This window comes from Klebsiella sp. EMBS2024 (genome assembly GCF_036233805.1).
Taxonomy (GTDB): Bacteria; Pseudomonadota; Gammaproteobacteria; order Enterobacterales; family Enterobacteriaceae; genus Klebsiella; species Klebsiella pneumoniae.
The window spans coordinates 117,042-132,067 of record NZ_JAZARW010000001.1 but is presented as its reverse complement, the minus strand read 5'-3'; the positions used below and the strand labels follow the sequence as shown (position 1 = coordinate 132,067).

Below are 15,026 nucleotides of genomic sequence, written 5' to 3'. Positions count from 1 at the left end.
CGTGAGCCTGCGGGTGACTCGCCAGGCCGGATAAGCGCAGCGCCATCAGGCAACAAAAGCCCCGCAGGTACGTACATCGTGGCAGGCAGCGCGCGGGCTCAGGCCGTTAAACCAGGGTACCGTAAATCGTCAGCAGCGCCATAATCACCACTACCACCAGCGAAGTCTTCTTAGCCATCGATACCGCAGCCTTCGGCGTCGCTACTTTATCCACGTGCGGCTCACGGGCCAGAGAATACTGCACCAGGCGGGTCAACACCTGATACTGCGACGAATGGCGGTCGCCCAGCGAAGCAAACCACGCCGGGAGCGCTTTTTCACCATGGCCCACCAGGGCATAGACCACCCCCACCAGACGCACCGGCAGCCAGTCCACAATATGCAGGATACCATCGATCCCGGACTGCAACCGGTGGTGCGGCGTCTGGTAGCGCGCCAGCCATGTCTGCCAGGCGCGCAGTACGCTGTAGGCGATAAGCGTCAGCGGGCCCCAGGCGCCCCCCACGACAAACCAGAAAAGCGGCGCCAGATAGTATCGATAGTTAATCCACAGCAGCGCATTTTGCAGTTCGCTAAGGTACTCACGCTCATCACAGCCCGGCGGCACGCCGTGAATAAGCGTCAGCTCGCTGGCCATGGCATCGCAGGCGCGACTGTCATTGCGCGACGCCGCTTTCAGATAGGCATGGTAGTGCAGCCGAACTTTGCCGGCGCCAATGCATAGCAGGCCCAGTAAAATCCAGAACACCAGCAGCGGTATGTTAAACAGCTGCCCCTGCAGCAGACGCTGAATGATATACACGACCGCGACAGCCACCAGCGTCATCAGCAGCGTGCCCGGTAACGAGAAATGTTTTATCCGGCGAAACGCCACCTCCAGCCGATGATCAAGCTGCCAGTGTTCGCCCAGCTTAAACAGCCGTTCGGCGATAAGCACCAACAGCGTCGTAAACAGCGTCATGAGGTCTCCTTTTCTGACGGGGCGCTGAGCAGCGCACGGTATTTTATCCAGTCAAAGGCCGGTCCTGGATCGGTTTTCCGCACGGGCGCGATATCGCTGTGGCCCGCAATGTTTTCGGCGATAGCCGGATAAAGCGCGATCAGCAGATCCGTCACCGCCGCCAGCTGCCGGTACTGCGCGTCGGTATACGCCAGAGTATCGGTGCCTTCCAGCTCTATGCCGATGGAAAAGTCATTGCAGCGTTCGCGTCCCTGATAACAGGAGACGCCCGCATGCCACGCCCGCTTATCGAAAGGCACATACTGCACGATTTCGCCATCACGGCGAATCAGACAATGCGCCGAAACGCGCAGATGAGCAATCTCGGCAAAGAAAGGATGCGCGTGCGGATCCAGGGTACCAGTGAACAGCGCATCAATCCACGGACCACCAAATTCCCCCGGTGGCAGGCTAATGTTATGCACCACCAGTAAGGAAGGGGTCTCTTCATCCGGACGGCAGTCATGGTGCGGCGAGGGAACCCGACGCGCGCCGACCAACCACCCCTCGTTCAACTGCATGCGGGATCTCCTTTCGCGAACTCATGCTTCCGGGCCACACGCCGGCCCAAAGGATGAAGTGTGTATGGTACTGAAACGTCGTTCAGGTTAGCATGTTTCCCACTTCTGAATCTTATCTATCTGGAGCTTTATCATGTCGCCTCGTCGTTACAACCCCGACCGCCGCCGTGACGTGCTGCTGGAACGTATTAATCTCGATATTACCGATGCTGTCGCACACTCCCTGCGGGAAGATCTGGGCGGCGAAGTCGACGCCAACAACGATATTAGCGCGCAATTATTGCCGCAGGATGCACGCTCCCATGCGGTGGTCATTACTCGTGAAGATGGCGTCTTCTGTGGCAAACGCTGGGTGGAAGAGGTCTTTATTCAGCTCGCCGGTGACGACGTGAATATCACCTGGCACGTGGCCGACGGCGATGCGGTCAAAGCCGACCAGCCGCTGTTCGAATTGGAAGGCCCGTCGCGTATTCTGCTCACCGGCGAACGCACGGCGCTGAACTTTGTGCAAACCCTCTCCGGCGTCGCCAGCGTCGTCCGTCGCTATGTCGACCTGCTCGCCGGCACCAAAACCCAACTGCTGGATACGCGCAAAACGCTGCCAGGGCTGCGTACCGCGCTGAAATACGCGGTACTCTGCGGCGGCGGCGCCAACCATCGACTGGGCCTGTTCGACGCGTTCCTGATTAAAGAAAACCACATTATCGCCTCCGGATCGATCCGTCAGGCAGTGGAAAAGGCGTTCTGGCTGCATCCTGATGTGCCGGTGGAAGTGGAAGTGGAAACCCTGGATGAACTGGAGCAGGCGTTAAAAGCCGGGGCCGATATCATTATGCTCGATAACTTCACCACCGACCTGATGCGCGAGGCGGTGAAAATTACCGCAGGCCAGGCGGCGCTGGAGGTCTCCGGCAACGTTACCTTTGACACCATCCGCGAATTCGCCGATACCGGCGTCGACTATATTTCCGTCGGCGCCCTGACCAAACATGTGCAGGCGCTCGACCTGTCGATGCGCTTTCGCTGAGCAACAGGCCTTCACGCTTCCGGGCGTGAAGGCCTGAATTTGCGGCCCGCCTCGCAGTCGCCCGTGCTCACCATGAAATCCAGATAAAAACCCTGGAACCCGCTTTCCCGGATCGTTTTCGCCCCCTCGCCTGCGCCCCTCAATCCCTTCACAGTGCTCCTGTCACAACAAGGAGCGACTTATGGATAAACAACGAGGTTTTACCCTGATTGAACTGATGGTGGTTATCGGAATCATCGCCATTCTTAGCGCCATCGGCATCCCGGCCTACCAGAACTACCTGCGTAAAGCCGCCCTCACCGACCTGCTGCAGACCTTTGTCCCTTACCGGACAGCCATCGAACTTTGCGCGCTCGATCATGGCGGCCTAACGCCATGCGACGGCGGCAGCAACGGCATTCCCTCGCCGACAACCACGCGCTACCTCTCCGCCATGAGCGTGGCCAAAGGGGTCGTCACCCTCACCGGTCAGGAGAGTCTGAACGGACTGGGGGTCACCCTGACGCCGACCTGGGACAATGCCGAGGGCGTCACCGGCTGGCAGCGCGTCTGCACCATCACCGGCAATAGCGCGCTTCAGCAGGCCTGCGAAGACGTTTTCCGGGTGAAGTGAGGGCGAATGCATGAAAACAGAACAGCTGATCCCCCTCTGCCGTCGCTACCACGCCATGCTGCTGCATAGCGATGAACAGACAATCTCTATTGCGGTGGTTAATACCCCGCCGGCGGAGTTAATGGAGGCGCTACGCTTCGCGACGCAAAAGCGGATCGACATTGAATGCTGGAGCCAGGAGCAGATGGATAAGCGTCTGCAGGCCCAGGAAAAGCAGGCGCAACTGGCGCAGAACGACGGGCCGGAAAATATCGCCGAACGGGTCAACCAGATCCTCGAACAGGCCCTGCGTCAGCGGGCGTCTGATATTCATATCGAGCCCACGGAAACGCACTTACGCATCCGCCTGCGGGTCGATGGCGTCCTTCACGCCCTACCGTTGCTGGCTCCCGAACTGGCCGCACCGGTTATCGCGCGACTCAAGGTCCTGGCCAGTCTCGATATCGCCGAGCACCGTTTACCGCAGGATGGCCAGTTCGCGCTGAATCTTGCGGGACGACCGCTCTCTTTTCGCATCGCCACTCTGCCCTGCCGCTATGGCGAAAAGATTGTCCTGCGCCTTCTGCATCAGGTTGACCAGGCGCTGGATCTGGAAGCACTCGGACTCTCATCCTCCCAGCTGGCGGCCTTTCGCCAGGCGCTGAACCAGCCGCAGGGTCTGCTGCTGGTCACCGGCCCAACCGGAAGCGGGAAAACGGTGACCCTCTACAGCGCCCTGCAGGCCAGAAACCGTGAGCAAGTGAATATCTGTAGCGTGGAGGATCCACTGGAGATCCCCATCGCCGGGATGAACCAGACGCAAATCAATCCCCGCGCCGGACTCACTTTTCACAGTGTGCTGCGCGCCCTGTTACGCCAGGATCCGGATATTGTCATGGTGGGCGAGATCCGCGATGCCGAGACCGCTGAAATCGCGCTCAAAGCCGCCCAGACCGGTCATCTGGTGCTATCCACCCTGCACACCAATTCCACCAGTGAAACCCTGACCCGCCTGCAGCAAATGGGCATCGCCCGCTGGATGATTTCCTCTGCGCTCTCGCTGGTCATCGCCCAGCGTCTGGTCCGCAAGCTGTGTCCCCACTGTCGGCGTAATGCCGGCAGCGCCGCCGACCTGCCGCACAGCCTGTGGCCCCGCCCGCTGCCACGCTGGCAGGCAGCGGGCTGCGAACATTGTTACCACGGATATTACGGCCGGCTGGCGCTGTTCGAAGTGCTGCCTGTTACCCCCGGGCTACGCCAGGGGATAGTCCAGGGACTTAACGCCATTGAGATTGAATCTCTGGCGCGAGCCGCAGGGATGATGACGCTTTTTGAAAGCGGCTGTCAGGCTATCGAACAGGGATTGACCAGCCTCGAAGAGGTGGTGCGGGTGCTGGGGATCCCCCATGGCGACTAAGCGTCTCTGGCGCTGGCGCGGTATCGATGTGCAGGGCGCCCCTTGTCAGGGGATGCTATGGCAAACCAAGCGTCTGGAGGTCCTGCAGCACCTCCAACAGCAGCGAGTTATACCGCTGGCTGTACGCCGCTGTGCGGTGAAGCAGAGCCTCTGGCACCCGCGCTACAGTTGCGAAACGATCCGCCAGCTGGCGACCCTGCTGCAGGCCGGCCTGCCGCTGGCGGAAGGGTTATCGCTGCTGGCGCAGCAGCAGTCGCATGCCCAGTGGCAGGCGCTGCTTGAGGCGCTAGGCCGCGAGCTGGCCCAGGGCGTGGCGTTCTCTGCCGCGCTGGCGCAGTGGCCCCAGGCTTTTCCGCCCCTATATCTGGCGATGATTAGCACCGGCGAACTGACGGGCAAGCTCGATATCTGCTGCCTGCAGTTGGCGAATCAGCAGCAGGAGCAGCAGCGGCTCGCCAGCAAAGTCAAAAAAGCGCTGCGCTACCCGCTGATCGTGCTCTCTCTGGCGCTGTTGGTGGTGCTGGGGATGCTCTATTTTGTCCTGCCCGAGTTCACCGCCATCTACCAGACGTTCAGTACGCCGCTACCGCTATTGACGCGGATGGTCGTTGCGGCAGGCGACATGCTAAGTCGCGGCTGGCCGCTGCTGCTGGCCTCGCTGCTGAGCCCGCTGCTGCTCAACCAGCTGATCCGGCGGCGCAGCGACTGGTTGCTGCGCCGCCAGCGGTTGCTTAACGCGCTCCCTCTCATTGGCTCCCTGATCGGCGGACAACAGCTGAGCCTGATCTTCACCATCCTGGCGTTAACCCAAAGCGCCGGTATTAGCTTTCTGCAGGGGCTGCAAAGCGTTGAAGAGTCCCTGTCGTGCCCGCTGTGGCGCCAGCGTCTGGCGCAGGCCCGCGCGCTGATCGTTCAGGGGGAGCCGATTTGGCAGGCGTTAAGCCGCTGCGGCGGTTTTACACCGCTGTGCCTGCAGCTCATCCGCACGGGGGAAAGCGCGGGAGCGCTGGATCAGATGCTGGAAAACCTGGCGCATCACCATCGCCAGCAAACCTATCAGCGAGCCGATAGTCTGGCTGCGCATCTTGAACCAATGATGCTGGTGATAACCGGCTCGCTGGTCGGGATTCTGGTGGTGGCAATGTATTTGCCCGTTTTTCACCTGGGCGATGCCATTGGCGGGGCGGGAGGATGAGAAACACTGGCGCCGCGCAGGCGCCAGTGCAGCCGATTACAGGCTATTGAATACCCGGTTCTCTTGTTCCTGAACGCGGATAAAGGTCGTACGCTTGGTCAGCTCCTTCAGACGCGAGGCGCCAACGTAGGTGCAGGCAGAACGCAGGCCGCCGAGAATATCACGTGCGGTATTCTCCACCGGTCCACGCAAAGGCAGCTTAACGGTTTTGCCTTCCGCCGCGCGGTATTTCGCGACACCGCCCACATGGCGGGTCATCGCCGACTCGGAGCTCATGCCGTAGAACAGCATGAATTTCTCTCCGTTCTCTTCAACGATGGTTCCGCCGCTCTCTTCATGGCCCGCCAGCATGCCGCCAAGCATCACGAAATCAGCGCCGCCGCCGAAGGCTTTCGCCACATCGCCCGNCATGGTGCAACCGCCGTCGCTGATGATCTGGCCGCCAAGGCCGTGCGCCGCATCGGCGCACTCAATCACGGCGGAGAGCTGCGGATAGCCGACCCCGGTCTTAACGCGGGTGGTGCAGACGGATCCCGGGCCGATGCCAACTTTGACGATATCGGCGCCGGAGAGGATCAGCTCTTCGCACATTTCACCGGTGACCACGTTCCCGGCGATGATAGTTTTTTGCGGCCAGGCTTCGCGCGCCTTCGCCACGAACTGTACAAAGTGCTCGGAGTAGCCGTTGGCGACGTCGATACACACAAAACTCAGCTGTGGGTTCTGAGAGAGGATCTGCTGGGTTTTTTCGAAATCCGCATCGGACGTGCCGGTGGAAACCATCACATGCTTGAGTACGTCTGCGGATGCGCCCTGGGTAAACGCCAGCCATTCTTCAGCGGTGTAGTGCTTATGTACCGCGGTCAGAATACCAAAAGTGGCCAGCGCTTTAGCCATGCTGAAGGTGCCGACGGTATCCATGTTAGCCGCAATAATCGGCACGCCGGACCAGGTCAGGCCTGAATGTTTAAAGGTGAATTCACGTTCCAGCTCAACATCAGAACGGCTTTTGAGGGTAGAGCGTTTCGGGCGGATAAGAACGTCTTTGAAACCAAGCTTCAGATCTTCTTCAATACGCATGTGCGAATTCCTGGGGTTAATGGCATGAATGTGAGAGCACAACTCCAGTGACGTTATCATACGCGCGAATCAGGCCCGCGCAAGACTGCGATTTTCACTTTTTTTACGCTACAATCGTATAAATTTACCTGGTGAATGGAGAAAAAGGCGCCTATGCCTTCCCCTGCCGGAGTATTGTTTTTAACCATTTGATTTGCTTGATTAAAACAAACAGTATAGCGGACGGCGATCCCGGTTGGCGCGGGGCCCTCACGACATGCTCACTGTCGCCTCCCCGGCGCGCTGCCAGTCATCGCTGTCTGCCTGCAAAAAATACGAGCAATCCGTTTCAGGGTCAGAAGATATGGGGTACACAGTCGCGTTAACAGGCGGGATCGGCAGCGGTAAAAGTACGGTCGCCGACGCCTTCGCGCAGCTTGGGGTTAAGGTTATCGATGCCGATGTTATCGCCCGTCAGGTGGTCGAGCCCGGTACCCCGGCGCTCCAGGCCATTGTCGGCCACTTTGGACCACAGATGATTGCCCCCGACGGCACGCTGAACCGCCGCCTGCTGCGGGAAAAAATTTTTGCTCACGTGGAGGAAAAAGCCTGGCTCAATGCGCTGTTGCACCCGCTGATTCAGCAGGAAACGCGCCGCCAGATGCAGGCCGCCACCTCCCCTTATCTCCTCTGGGTCGTACCTTTGCTGGTCGAAAACCGCCTGTCCGGCCAGGCCGATCGCGTACTGGTCGTCGATGTGCCGAAAGAGACGCAAATCGAACGCACCATGCTGCGCGATAAGGTCAGCCGCGAACATGCTGAACATATTCTTGCCGCCCAGGCCACGCGCCAGCAGCGCCTGGCCGTCGCGGACGATGTTATTGAAAACACTGGCACGCCGGATGCAGTGGCATCGGATGTTGCCCGCCTGCACGAAAAGTATTTAACGCTGGCATCGCAGGCCGCCTCACAGGAAAACTCGTAATGCATACCCCCGTTCTGTTTGAACATCCTCTTAATGAGAAAATGCGCACCTGGCTGCGCATCGAATTTCTGATCCAGCAGATGGCTTTCCATCCGCAGATTGCCAGCCATGCCGATGCGCTCCATTTTTTCCGTAACGCCGGCGATCTGCTGGATGTCCTGGAGCGCGGCGAGGTGCGCACTGACCTGGTTAAAGAGCTGGAACGCCANCAGCGTAAGCTCCAGTCATGGGCAGAAGTGCCGGGCGTCGATCAGGAGNGCATAAACGAGCTGCGCCACCAGTTGAAGCAGTCCTCCAGCACCCTGATGGCCGCGCCGCGCATTGGTCAGTTTCTGCGTGAAGATCGCCTGATTGCGCTGGTGCGTCAGCGCCTGAGTATTCCTGGCGGCTGCTGCAGCTTCGATTTACCGACCCTGCATATCTGGCTCCATATGCCACAGGCGCATCGCGACGAGCAGGTGGCCAGCTGGCTTGCCAGCCTCGATCCGCTGGTCCAGTCCCTGAGCCTGATCCTCGATCTTATCCGCAACTCCGCGCTGTTCCGCAAACAGACCAGCCTCAACGGCTTTTATCAGGATAATGGCGAAGATGCCGATCTGCTGCGCCTGCGTCTCGANCTGGCTCACCAGCTTTATCCGCAAATTTCCGGCCATAAGAGCCGTTTCGCCATCCGTTTCCTGGCGCTGGACAGTGAATATGGGATCGTGCCGGAGCGCTTTGATTTTGAACTGGCCTGCTGTTAAGGAGATAACATGTCAGAAGAGACTATCGTCAACTGCCCGACCTGCGGCAAAACTGTGGTGTGGGGCGAGCAGAGTCCGTTTCGTCCGTTCTGTAGCAAGCGCTGCCAACTGATCGATCTGGGAGAATGGGCTGCGGAAGAGAAGCGCATCCCCAGCGCGGGGGATCTCTCCGATAGCGATGACTGGAGCGAGCAGCAACCCTGATTTGATGGCAAGCTAACCCGGCGCCTGGCGGGTTAGCCTCGCGCCCCGGGGCTCAGCCCTGGGCGATAAGTTTGCTGATAACCGGTTCATTCGCCGGAGGAAACGCCGCCGGATCCAACGTTGGTCCCGCCATCCACCGACCCGGCTGCCCTTCTTTACCCCACGGCTCGCCTTGCCAACTTTCCACGAGGAAAAACCACAGCGTAATATGGCGATCGGGGAACTGATACTCCAGCTTATCAAAGAGCGAAGAGGCGGTGACCGTAATCCCAACCTCCTCCTGCAGTTCGCGGATTAGCGCCTGCTCAGGCGTCTCATCAGATTCAATTTTCCCGCCCGGGAACTCCAGCTTATTCGCCATATGGGCATCGGCGGCGCGCTGGGTAATAAAGATTTCGCCTTGCGGATTGCGAATTATCCCGACGGCGATTTGCAGTTTTTTCATTGAATGCGCTCCATAAAAAAGGCGCAGAACTCTGCGCCTTTGTTTGTTTTATCAGACCTTAGCTCAGACGGCCGTGGCACTGTTTGTACTTTTTGCCGGAGCCGCACGGGCACGGATCGTTACGGCCCACTTTACGTTCGCCGGTTTGCGCCGCCAGATCCTGGGCTGCGGCTTCATCATCGCTCTGATGGCTGAGCTGCTGCATCTGCGCCAGGCGCTCGGCCTCTTCACGACGCTGCTGTTCCATCGCCTCGACTTCTTCCGGCATCCGCACCTGGACTTTGCTCAGGGTGCTGATCACTTCATACTTCAGTGACTCCAGCATCGCGGCAAACATTGAGAACGATTCGCGCTTGTACTCCTGCTTCGGATCTTTCTGCGCATAGCCGCGCAGGTGGATACCCTGGCGCAGGTAATCCATCGCCGCCAGGTGCTCTTTCCACAGCGAATCCAGAGTCTGCAGCATCACGCCTTTCTCGAAGTGGCGCATCATCTCGGCGCCGACCACTTCTTCTTTACGCTGGTAGGTTTCTACCGCGCTCTGCAGAATACGTTCGCGCAGGGTCTCTTCATGCAGCTCCGGCTCTTTATCCAGCCACTCTTTGATTGGCAGGTCGAGATCGAAGTCGTTTTTCAGACGCTCCTGCAGACCTTCGATATCCCACATCTCCTCCAGCGACTGCGGCGGAATATGGGCATCGATCGTCGCCTTAAAGACGTCTTCGCGGATGCTGTTGATGGTTTCGCTGACGTCAGACACGTCCAGCAGCTCGTTACGCTGGGTGTAGATCGCCCGGCGCTGGTCGTTGGCCACATCATCATATTCCAGCAGCTGCTTACGGATATCGAAGTTACGGCTTTCCACTTTACGCTGGGCGTTGGCGATCGCCTTGGTGACCCACGGGTGCTCAATCGCCTCACCTGGTTTCATTCCCAGTTTACGCATCATGCCAGACACGCGATCGGAGGCGAAGATACGCATCAGGGCATCTTCCATTGACAGGTAGAAGCGGGAAGAACCGGCATCCCCCTGACGACCAGCACGGCCGCGCAGCTGGTTATCGATACGGCGAGATTCATGACGCTCGGTACCGATGATGTGCAGACCGCCTGCGGCCAGTACCGCATCGTGGCGTACCTGCCAGTCGGCTTTGATTTTCTCAATCTGCTCTGGCGTTGGGTTTTCCAGCGCAGCGACTTCCGCCTGCCAGCTACCGCCGAGCATAATATCGGTACCACGACCCGCCATGTTGGTGGCGATGGTCACCGCTGAAGGGTAGCCCGCCTGGGCGACGATATCCGCCTCGCTGGCGTGGAATTTGGCGTTCAGGACGTTGTGCTTGATGCCGGCTTTAGTCAGTTCGCGGGAAACCACTTCAGATTTTTCGATCGAGATAGTCCCCACCAGCACCGGCTGACCGGCAGCGGTACGAGTTTTGATATCTTCGATAATTGCCTGAATTTTTTCCGCTTCGGTCATATAGACCAGATCCGCCATATCTTTACGGATCATCGGACGGTTGGTCGGTACAACCACGGTATCCAGCTTATAGATAGAGCTGAATTCAAAGGCTTCGGTATCGGCTGTACCGGTCATCCCCGCCAGCTTCTCGTACAGACGGAAGTAGTTCTGGAAGGTGATAGAGGCCAGAGTCTGGTTCTCGTTTTGGATCTCCACGCCCTCTTTGGCCTCAACGGCCTGGTGCAGACCATCGGACCAGCGGCGGCCCTGCATCGTGCGGCCAGTGTGNTCATCGACGATGATAACTTCGCCATCTTTGACAATGTAGTCAACGTCGCGGGTGAACAGCGCATGGGCGCGCAGCGCGGCGGTAACGTGGTGCATCAGCATAATGTTGGTTGGAGAGTACAGGGACTCACCTTCATCCATAATGCCTTCCTGTACCAGCAGCTCTTCAATCAGCACCAGACCACGTTCGGTCAGGTTAACCTGACGCGCTTTTTCATCCACCGAGAAGTGGCCTTCGCCAGTGAAAGTTTCCGAATCCTCTTTTTCCTGGCGGATCAGATGCGGGATGATTTTGTTTACCTTGCGGTACATTTCAGAGCTGTCTTCCGCCGGGCCGGAAATGATCAGCGGCGTACGCGCCTCATCGATCAGGATGGAGTCCACCTCATCCACCAGCGCATAGTGCAGTTTACGCTGAACGCGCTCTTCCGGGCTGAAGGCCATGTTGTCGCGCAGGTAGTCGAAGCCGTATTCGTTGTTGGTGCCATAGGTGATATCGGCAGCGTAAGCTTCACGCTTCGCCGGCGCCGGCAGGCCGGACATGTTGATGCCAACTGTCATGCCCAGGAATTCAAACAGCGGGCGGTTATTTTCGGCGTCACGCTGGGCCAGATAGTCGTTGACGGTCACTACGTGAACGCCTTTGCCGGTTAGCGCGTTGAGGTACGCCGGCAGGGTCGCGGTCAGGGTTTTACCTTCACCGGTACGCATCTCGGCGATGCAGCGATCGTTAAGCACCATACCGCCCAGCAGCTGGACGTCGAAGTGGCGCATGCCGAATACGCGCTTACTGGCTTCGCGAACGACGGCGAAAGCTTCAGGGATCAGGCTTTCCAGCGTTTCGCCTTTTTCCAGGCGCGCGCGGAATTCAGTGGTTTTCGCTTTCAGCTCGTCATCAGAGAGCTTTTCCATCGCCGGTTCCATGCCGTTGATGATATTGACGACTTTGCGCATACGACGCAGCGTACGGTCGTTACGGCTGCCGAAAACCTTGGTTAACATTTTGATAAGCATAATAAAATCTCAAACGCCCCGCGGTGCGGAGTCACAAAAAATAGGATGGTCCGTGGTTATTTTCAGCTGAGACGTTGAGGCCCTGCGCGGATCCCCGCCACCTGGCTTATCCAGGCGCTGACGCGGAAGGCAGAATATGAAGAAGGGATGTAACCCGCCTGGCGGATCACCACCGGCGGCGTGCTGTCCTGCGTCAGCAGCGCGCTGAGGGTGTCGAGCAGCGCCAGATGCTGAGCCTGCAGCGGGGAAGTTTCTTCCGCCACCGGCAGCGCCTGCGGCGCCATGGCGAAGGAGAGATGACGAATAACGGTGCGAATGGCGTGCTGATGCCAGTAGTCGACGGTAAAGCTGGGCCGGCGATTCGTCTCCAGCAGCGCCAGCTGAGAGAAATTAACCTTGCTCGGATTGTGATTGCTGGCGGTCGCCTTCGCTGGCGCCGCGGTCTCGTGACCGTTGCTTAGCGCAGGCAGGCCGAGGCTGGCCGCGACCATCCCCAACAGGAGATGCGGCCAAAAATACCGTCTGCCAAACTGTCGCCAGCGCGTCAGCAATCCACTCACGTTCATTACCTTTCTTTGCTAGACCCGTCGTCGTTCAGGCTGTCTCTTTATTGATGTTTTTCGCAGGACAACCTGATGTCCACGGGGTAAAGCAACCCTGAGAAATAATTTTGCGCTCAAATACTAACATTAATACCGGCCTGAGGCAGCATGAATGAAGGCGATTGCCCGGCGAAAACGCTTAATAAAGCAGCGAACGCACGCTAATTATTATCCAGGGATCGCAGCGAAAATAACTGGAGGGTGCTATAAAAGAAAAACGACTGGCTCCCTGGTCGGAGAGAGTACCAGGTTACCAGTCGAATTTACTGAATGGTCAGGCTTACGCCAGAACCATCGACGGTGCGCGGAACGCCATTGGCAGTTTTGCGTCGTCTTCGAAGGTCACATACTCCCAGGCTTCCTGTTTTGCCAGAACCGCCTGCAACAGTTTGTTGTTCAACGCGTGACCCGATTTGTACGCCGTGAATGCGCCGATAATGTTGTGACCACACATAAACAGGTCACCGATCGCATCCAGCATTTTGTGGCGAACAAATTCGTCTTCAAAGCGCAGACCGTCTTCGTTCAGTACGCGATAATCGTCAACAACGATGGCACAATCGAAGCTGCCGCCCAGGCACAGGCCGCGGGACTGCAGATATTCGATATCGCGCATAAAACCGAAGGTACGCGCACGGCTAATCTGACGCATGAACGCATCGGCCGAGAAGTTCAGCGTATAGCGCTGGGTGCTGGCATCAATCGCTGGATGGTTAAAATCGATGGTGAAGTCCAGCGAAAAACCATTGTACGGTTTGAATTCAGCCCATTTGTCGCCATCTTCGACGCGAACCGTCTCTTTGATACGTACAAATTTCTTGGCGCAGTTCAGTTCATCAATGCCGGCGTCCAGCAACAGATAAACGAACGGAGCCGCACTGCCGTCCATAATCGGGATTTCCGGCGCATCGACTTCAACAATAATGTTGTCGATACCCAGGCCAGCCAATGCGGCGTTCAGGTGTTCAACCGTAGAAATCCGCACGTCATGCTCATTAACCAGGCAAGTACAGAGCATGGTATCACGCACAGATTTGGCATCAGCCGGAAAATCTACCGGTGGATTCAAGTCGGTGCGACGATAGATGACCCCGGTATTTGCCGGCGCAGGGCGTAACGTCAGTGTGACTTTCTTGCCGGTATGCAAACCGACGCCAGTCGCCTGAACGATACGTTTAAGAGTCCTTTGTTTGATCATCGTATAATCTCGCCAATTTACCTATCCAACCGAAGTGTACACCACTATCGGGAGGCCAGTTTAGCACAAAGAGCGCAGATGCCCAACTTCCAGTCGATTCTTAATCGGCTTGCTTACGCAGGAAGGCTGGGATATCCAGATAATCCGGCTCTTTCGCGGTTTGCGGCGTATTGTCGTTCACCACTTTGGCTGCCGGCTTCTGCTCTTGAGTCAGCGGCGACATACCATGCTGCTGGTAACGATCCATCACCGGCTGCTGAACCTGCTTGTTGGTTACCAGGGTGATTTCCGGGCGCTTATCCATGCCAATACCGGTCGCCACTACGGTCACGCGCAGCTCGTCGTTCATATCCGGGTCCAGAGAGGTACCGATAACCACGGTCGCATTATCCGAGGCAAAAGCACGGATGGTGTTACCCACAGTTTCGAACTCGTCCAGACGCAGGTCGAAGCCCGCAGTAATGTTGACCAGCACGCCGCGCGCGCCTGACAGGTCGATATCTTCCAGCAGCGGAGAAGAGATAGCCATTTCAGCCGCTTCTTCCGCACGGTCTTCACCGCTCGCCACCCCGGAGCCCATCATCGCGTAGCCCATTTCAGACATCACGGTACGGACGTCCGCGAAGTCGACGTTCATCAGACCCGGACGGGTGATCAGTTCGGCGATACCCTGCACCGCGCCTTTCAGGACGTCGTTTGCCGCGCCGAATGCGTCGAGCAGGGAAATTCCACGCCCCAGGACCTTCAGCAGCTTGTCGTTCGGGATGGTGATCAGTGAGTCAACGTGCTTGGACAGCTCGGTGATCCCCTGCTCAGCGAACGCCATGCGCTTCTTACCTTCAAAATTAAACGGCTTAGTGACCACCGCAACGGTGAGGATCCCCAGATCCTTCGCCACTTCCGCGACTACGGGCGCCGCGCCAGTACCGGTACCGCCGCCCATGCCTGCCGCGATGAACACCATGTCTGCGCCATCAAGGGCTGCACGCAGCGCTTCACGGTCTTCATCAGCCGCGTTACGGCCGACTTCCGGGTTCGCGCCCGCGCCCAGACCTTTGGTAATACCGCTACCGATCTGGATAGTCTGGCCAACCGCCGTCTTACGCAGCGCCTGCGCATCGGTATTTACCGCGAAGAATTCAACACCCTCAATGCGCTCGCGCACCATGTGTTCAACGGCGTTACCGCCGCCGCCACCGACGCCGATGACTTTAATCACCGCGTCGTTGGTCAGTTCCATAGGTTCAAACATAGTTTCTCTCCGTCTTGTGCCT

General features: G+C 58.1%; 15 protein-coding genes. 7 read left to right on the top strand and 8 right to left on the bottom strand.

From position 1 onward, the window contains the following. Nucleotides 1-106 precede the first annotated feature (106 nt). Entirely contained in the window at nucleotides 107-961 is an 855-nt protein-coding gene (ampE, locus tag VZP09_RS00585; RefSeq protein WP_048331599.1) for a beta-lactamase regulator AmpE, read from the bottom strand. Further along, nucleotides 958-1,521, bottom strand: coding sequence for a 1,6-anhydro-N-acetylmuramyl-L-alanine amidase AmpD (gene ampD, locus VZP09_RS00580; RefSeq protein WP_002888692.1), 564 nt, complete (start codon nucleotides 1,519-1,521; stop codon nucleotides 958-960). Before ampD ends, ampE begins: the two co-directional genes overlap by 4 nt. A gap of 133 nt (nucleotides 1,522-1,654) precedes the next feature. Here ampD and nadC point away from each other — a divergent pair, with 133 nt between their 5' ends. From nadC to hofC, 4 genes are all read left to right on the top strand, one after another. After that, nucleotides 1,655-2,548 carry a carboxylating nicotinate-nucleotide diphosphorylase gene (gene nadC, locus VZP09_RS00575; RefSeq protein WP_002888684.1) on the top strand — a complete coding sequence of 298 codons (894 nt, stop codon included), beginning with the start codon at nucleotides 1,655-1,657 and terminating at the stop codon, nucleotides 2,546-2,548. A 181-nt stretch (nucleotides 2,549-2,729) separates the two neighbouring features. Beyond that, on the top strand, nucleotides 2,730-3,161 hold the full coding sequence (ppdD, locus tag VZP09_RS00570; protein ID WP_002888683.1) for a prepilin peptidase-dependent pilin: 432 nt from the start codon (nucleotides 2,730-2,732) through the stop codon (nucleotides 3,159-3,161). 10 nt (nucleotides 3,162-3,171) lie between these two features. Further along, complete coding sequence (gene gspE, locus VZP09_RS00565; protein ID WP_004145935.1) at nucleotides 3,172-4,557, top strand: type II secretion system protein GspE; 1,386 nt, start codon at nucleotides 3,172-3,174, stop codon at nucleotides 4,555-4,557. Next, nucleotides 4,547-5,752, top strand: a complete 1,206-nt coding sequence (gene hofC, locus VZP09_RS00560) for a protein transport protein HofC (protein WP_004182933.1) — start codon at nucleotides 4,547-4,549, stop codon at nucleotides 5,750-5,752. Before gspE ends, hofC begins: the two co-directional genes overlap by 11 nt. A 36-nt stretch (nucleotides 5,753-5,788) precedes the next feature. Here hofC and VZP09_RS00555 read toward each other — a convergent pair whose 3' ends face one another. Further along, nucleotides 5,789-6,832, bottom strand: coding sequence for a GMP reductase (locus VZP09_RS00555; protein WP_328794825.1), 1,044 nt, complete (start codon nucleotides 6,830-6,832; stop codon nucleotides 5,789-5,791). A 343-nt stretch (nucleotides 6,833-7,175) separates the two neighbouring features. On the opposite strand from VZP09_RS00555, the gene coaE reads away from it, so the two are divergent. The 3 genes from coaE to yacG all read left to right on the top strand — a co-directional run bounded on the left by coaE (nucleotide 7,176) and on the right by yacG (nucleotide 8,743). Then, nucleotides 7,176-7,796 carry a dephospho-CoA kinase gene (coaE, locus tag VZP09_RS00550; RefSeq protein ID WP_002888649.1) on the top strand — a complete coding sequence of 207 codons (621 nt, stop codon included), beginning with the start codon at nucleotides 7,176-7,178 and terminating at the stop codon, nucleotides 7,794-7,796. Next, nucleotides 7,796-8,539: a cell division protein ZapD gene (gene zapD, locus VZP09_RS00545; protein WP_328794824.1), complete on the top strand. Its 744-nt coding sequence runs from the start codon at nucleotides 7,796-7,798 to the stop codon at nucleotides 8,537-8,539. Before coaE ends, zapD begins: the two co-directional genes overlap by 1 nt. Nucleotides 8,540-8,548: 9 nt before the next feature. Further along, the gene (yacG, locus tag VZP09_RS00540; RefSeq protein WP_002888644.1) at nucleotides 8,549-8,743 is read left to right on the top strand and encodes a DNA gyrase inhibitor YacG; all 195 of its coding nucleotides are present in this window, start codon (nucleotides 8,549-8,551) and stop codon (nucleotides 8,741-8,743) included. 52 nt (nucleotides 8,744-8,795) lie between these two features. On the opposite strand, the gene mutT is transcribed toward yacG, so the two are convergent. The 5 genes from mutT to ftsZ form a co-directional block, all read right to left on the bottom strand. Further along, the gene (mutT, locus tag VZP09_RS00535; protein ID WP_002888641.1) at nucleotides 8,796-9,188 is read right to left on the bottom strand and encodes an 8-oxo-dGTP diphosphatase MutT; all 393 of its coding nucleotides are present in this window, start codon (nucleotides 9,186-9,188) and stop codon (nucleotides 8,796-8,798) included. A gap of 58 nt (nucleotides 9,189-9,246) precedes the next feature. Beyond that, nucleotides 9,247-11,952 (bottom strand): preprotein translocase subunit SecA, encoded by a 2,706-nt coding sequence (gene secA, locus VZP09_RS00530; protein WP_328794823.1) that lies wholly within the window; start codon nucleotides 11,950-11,952, stop codon nucleotides 9,247-9,249. Nucleotides 11,953-12,014: 62 nt separating this feature from the next. Beyond that, nucleotides 12,015-12,512, bottom strand: a complete 498-nt coding sequence (secM, locus tag VZP09_RS00525) for a secA translation cis-regulator SecM (protein WP_002888635.1) — start codon at nucleotides 12,510-12,512, stop codon at nucleotides 12,015-12,017. 322 nt (nucleotides 12,513-12,834) lie between these two features. Continuing rightward, a complete protein-coding gene (lpxC, locus tag VZP09_RS00520) occupies nucleotides 12,835-13,752 on the bottom strand; it encodes a UDP-3-O-acyl-N-acetylglucosamine deacetylase (RefSeq protein ID WP_002888632.1) in 918 nt (305 codons plus the stop codon). Nucleotides 13,753-13,852: 100 nt separating this feature from the next. After that, nucleotides 13,853-15,004, bottom strand: a complete 1,152-nt coding sequence (gene ftsZ / locus VZP09_RS00515) for a cell division protein FtsZ (RefSeq protein WP_002888628.1) — start codon at nucleotides 15,002-15,004, stop codon at nucleotides 13,853-13,855. Between the last annotated feature and the right edge of the window lie 22 nt (nucleotides 15,005-15,026).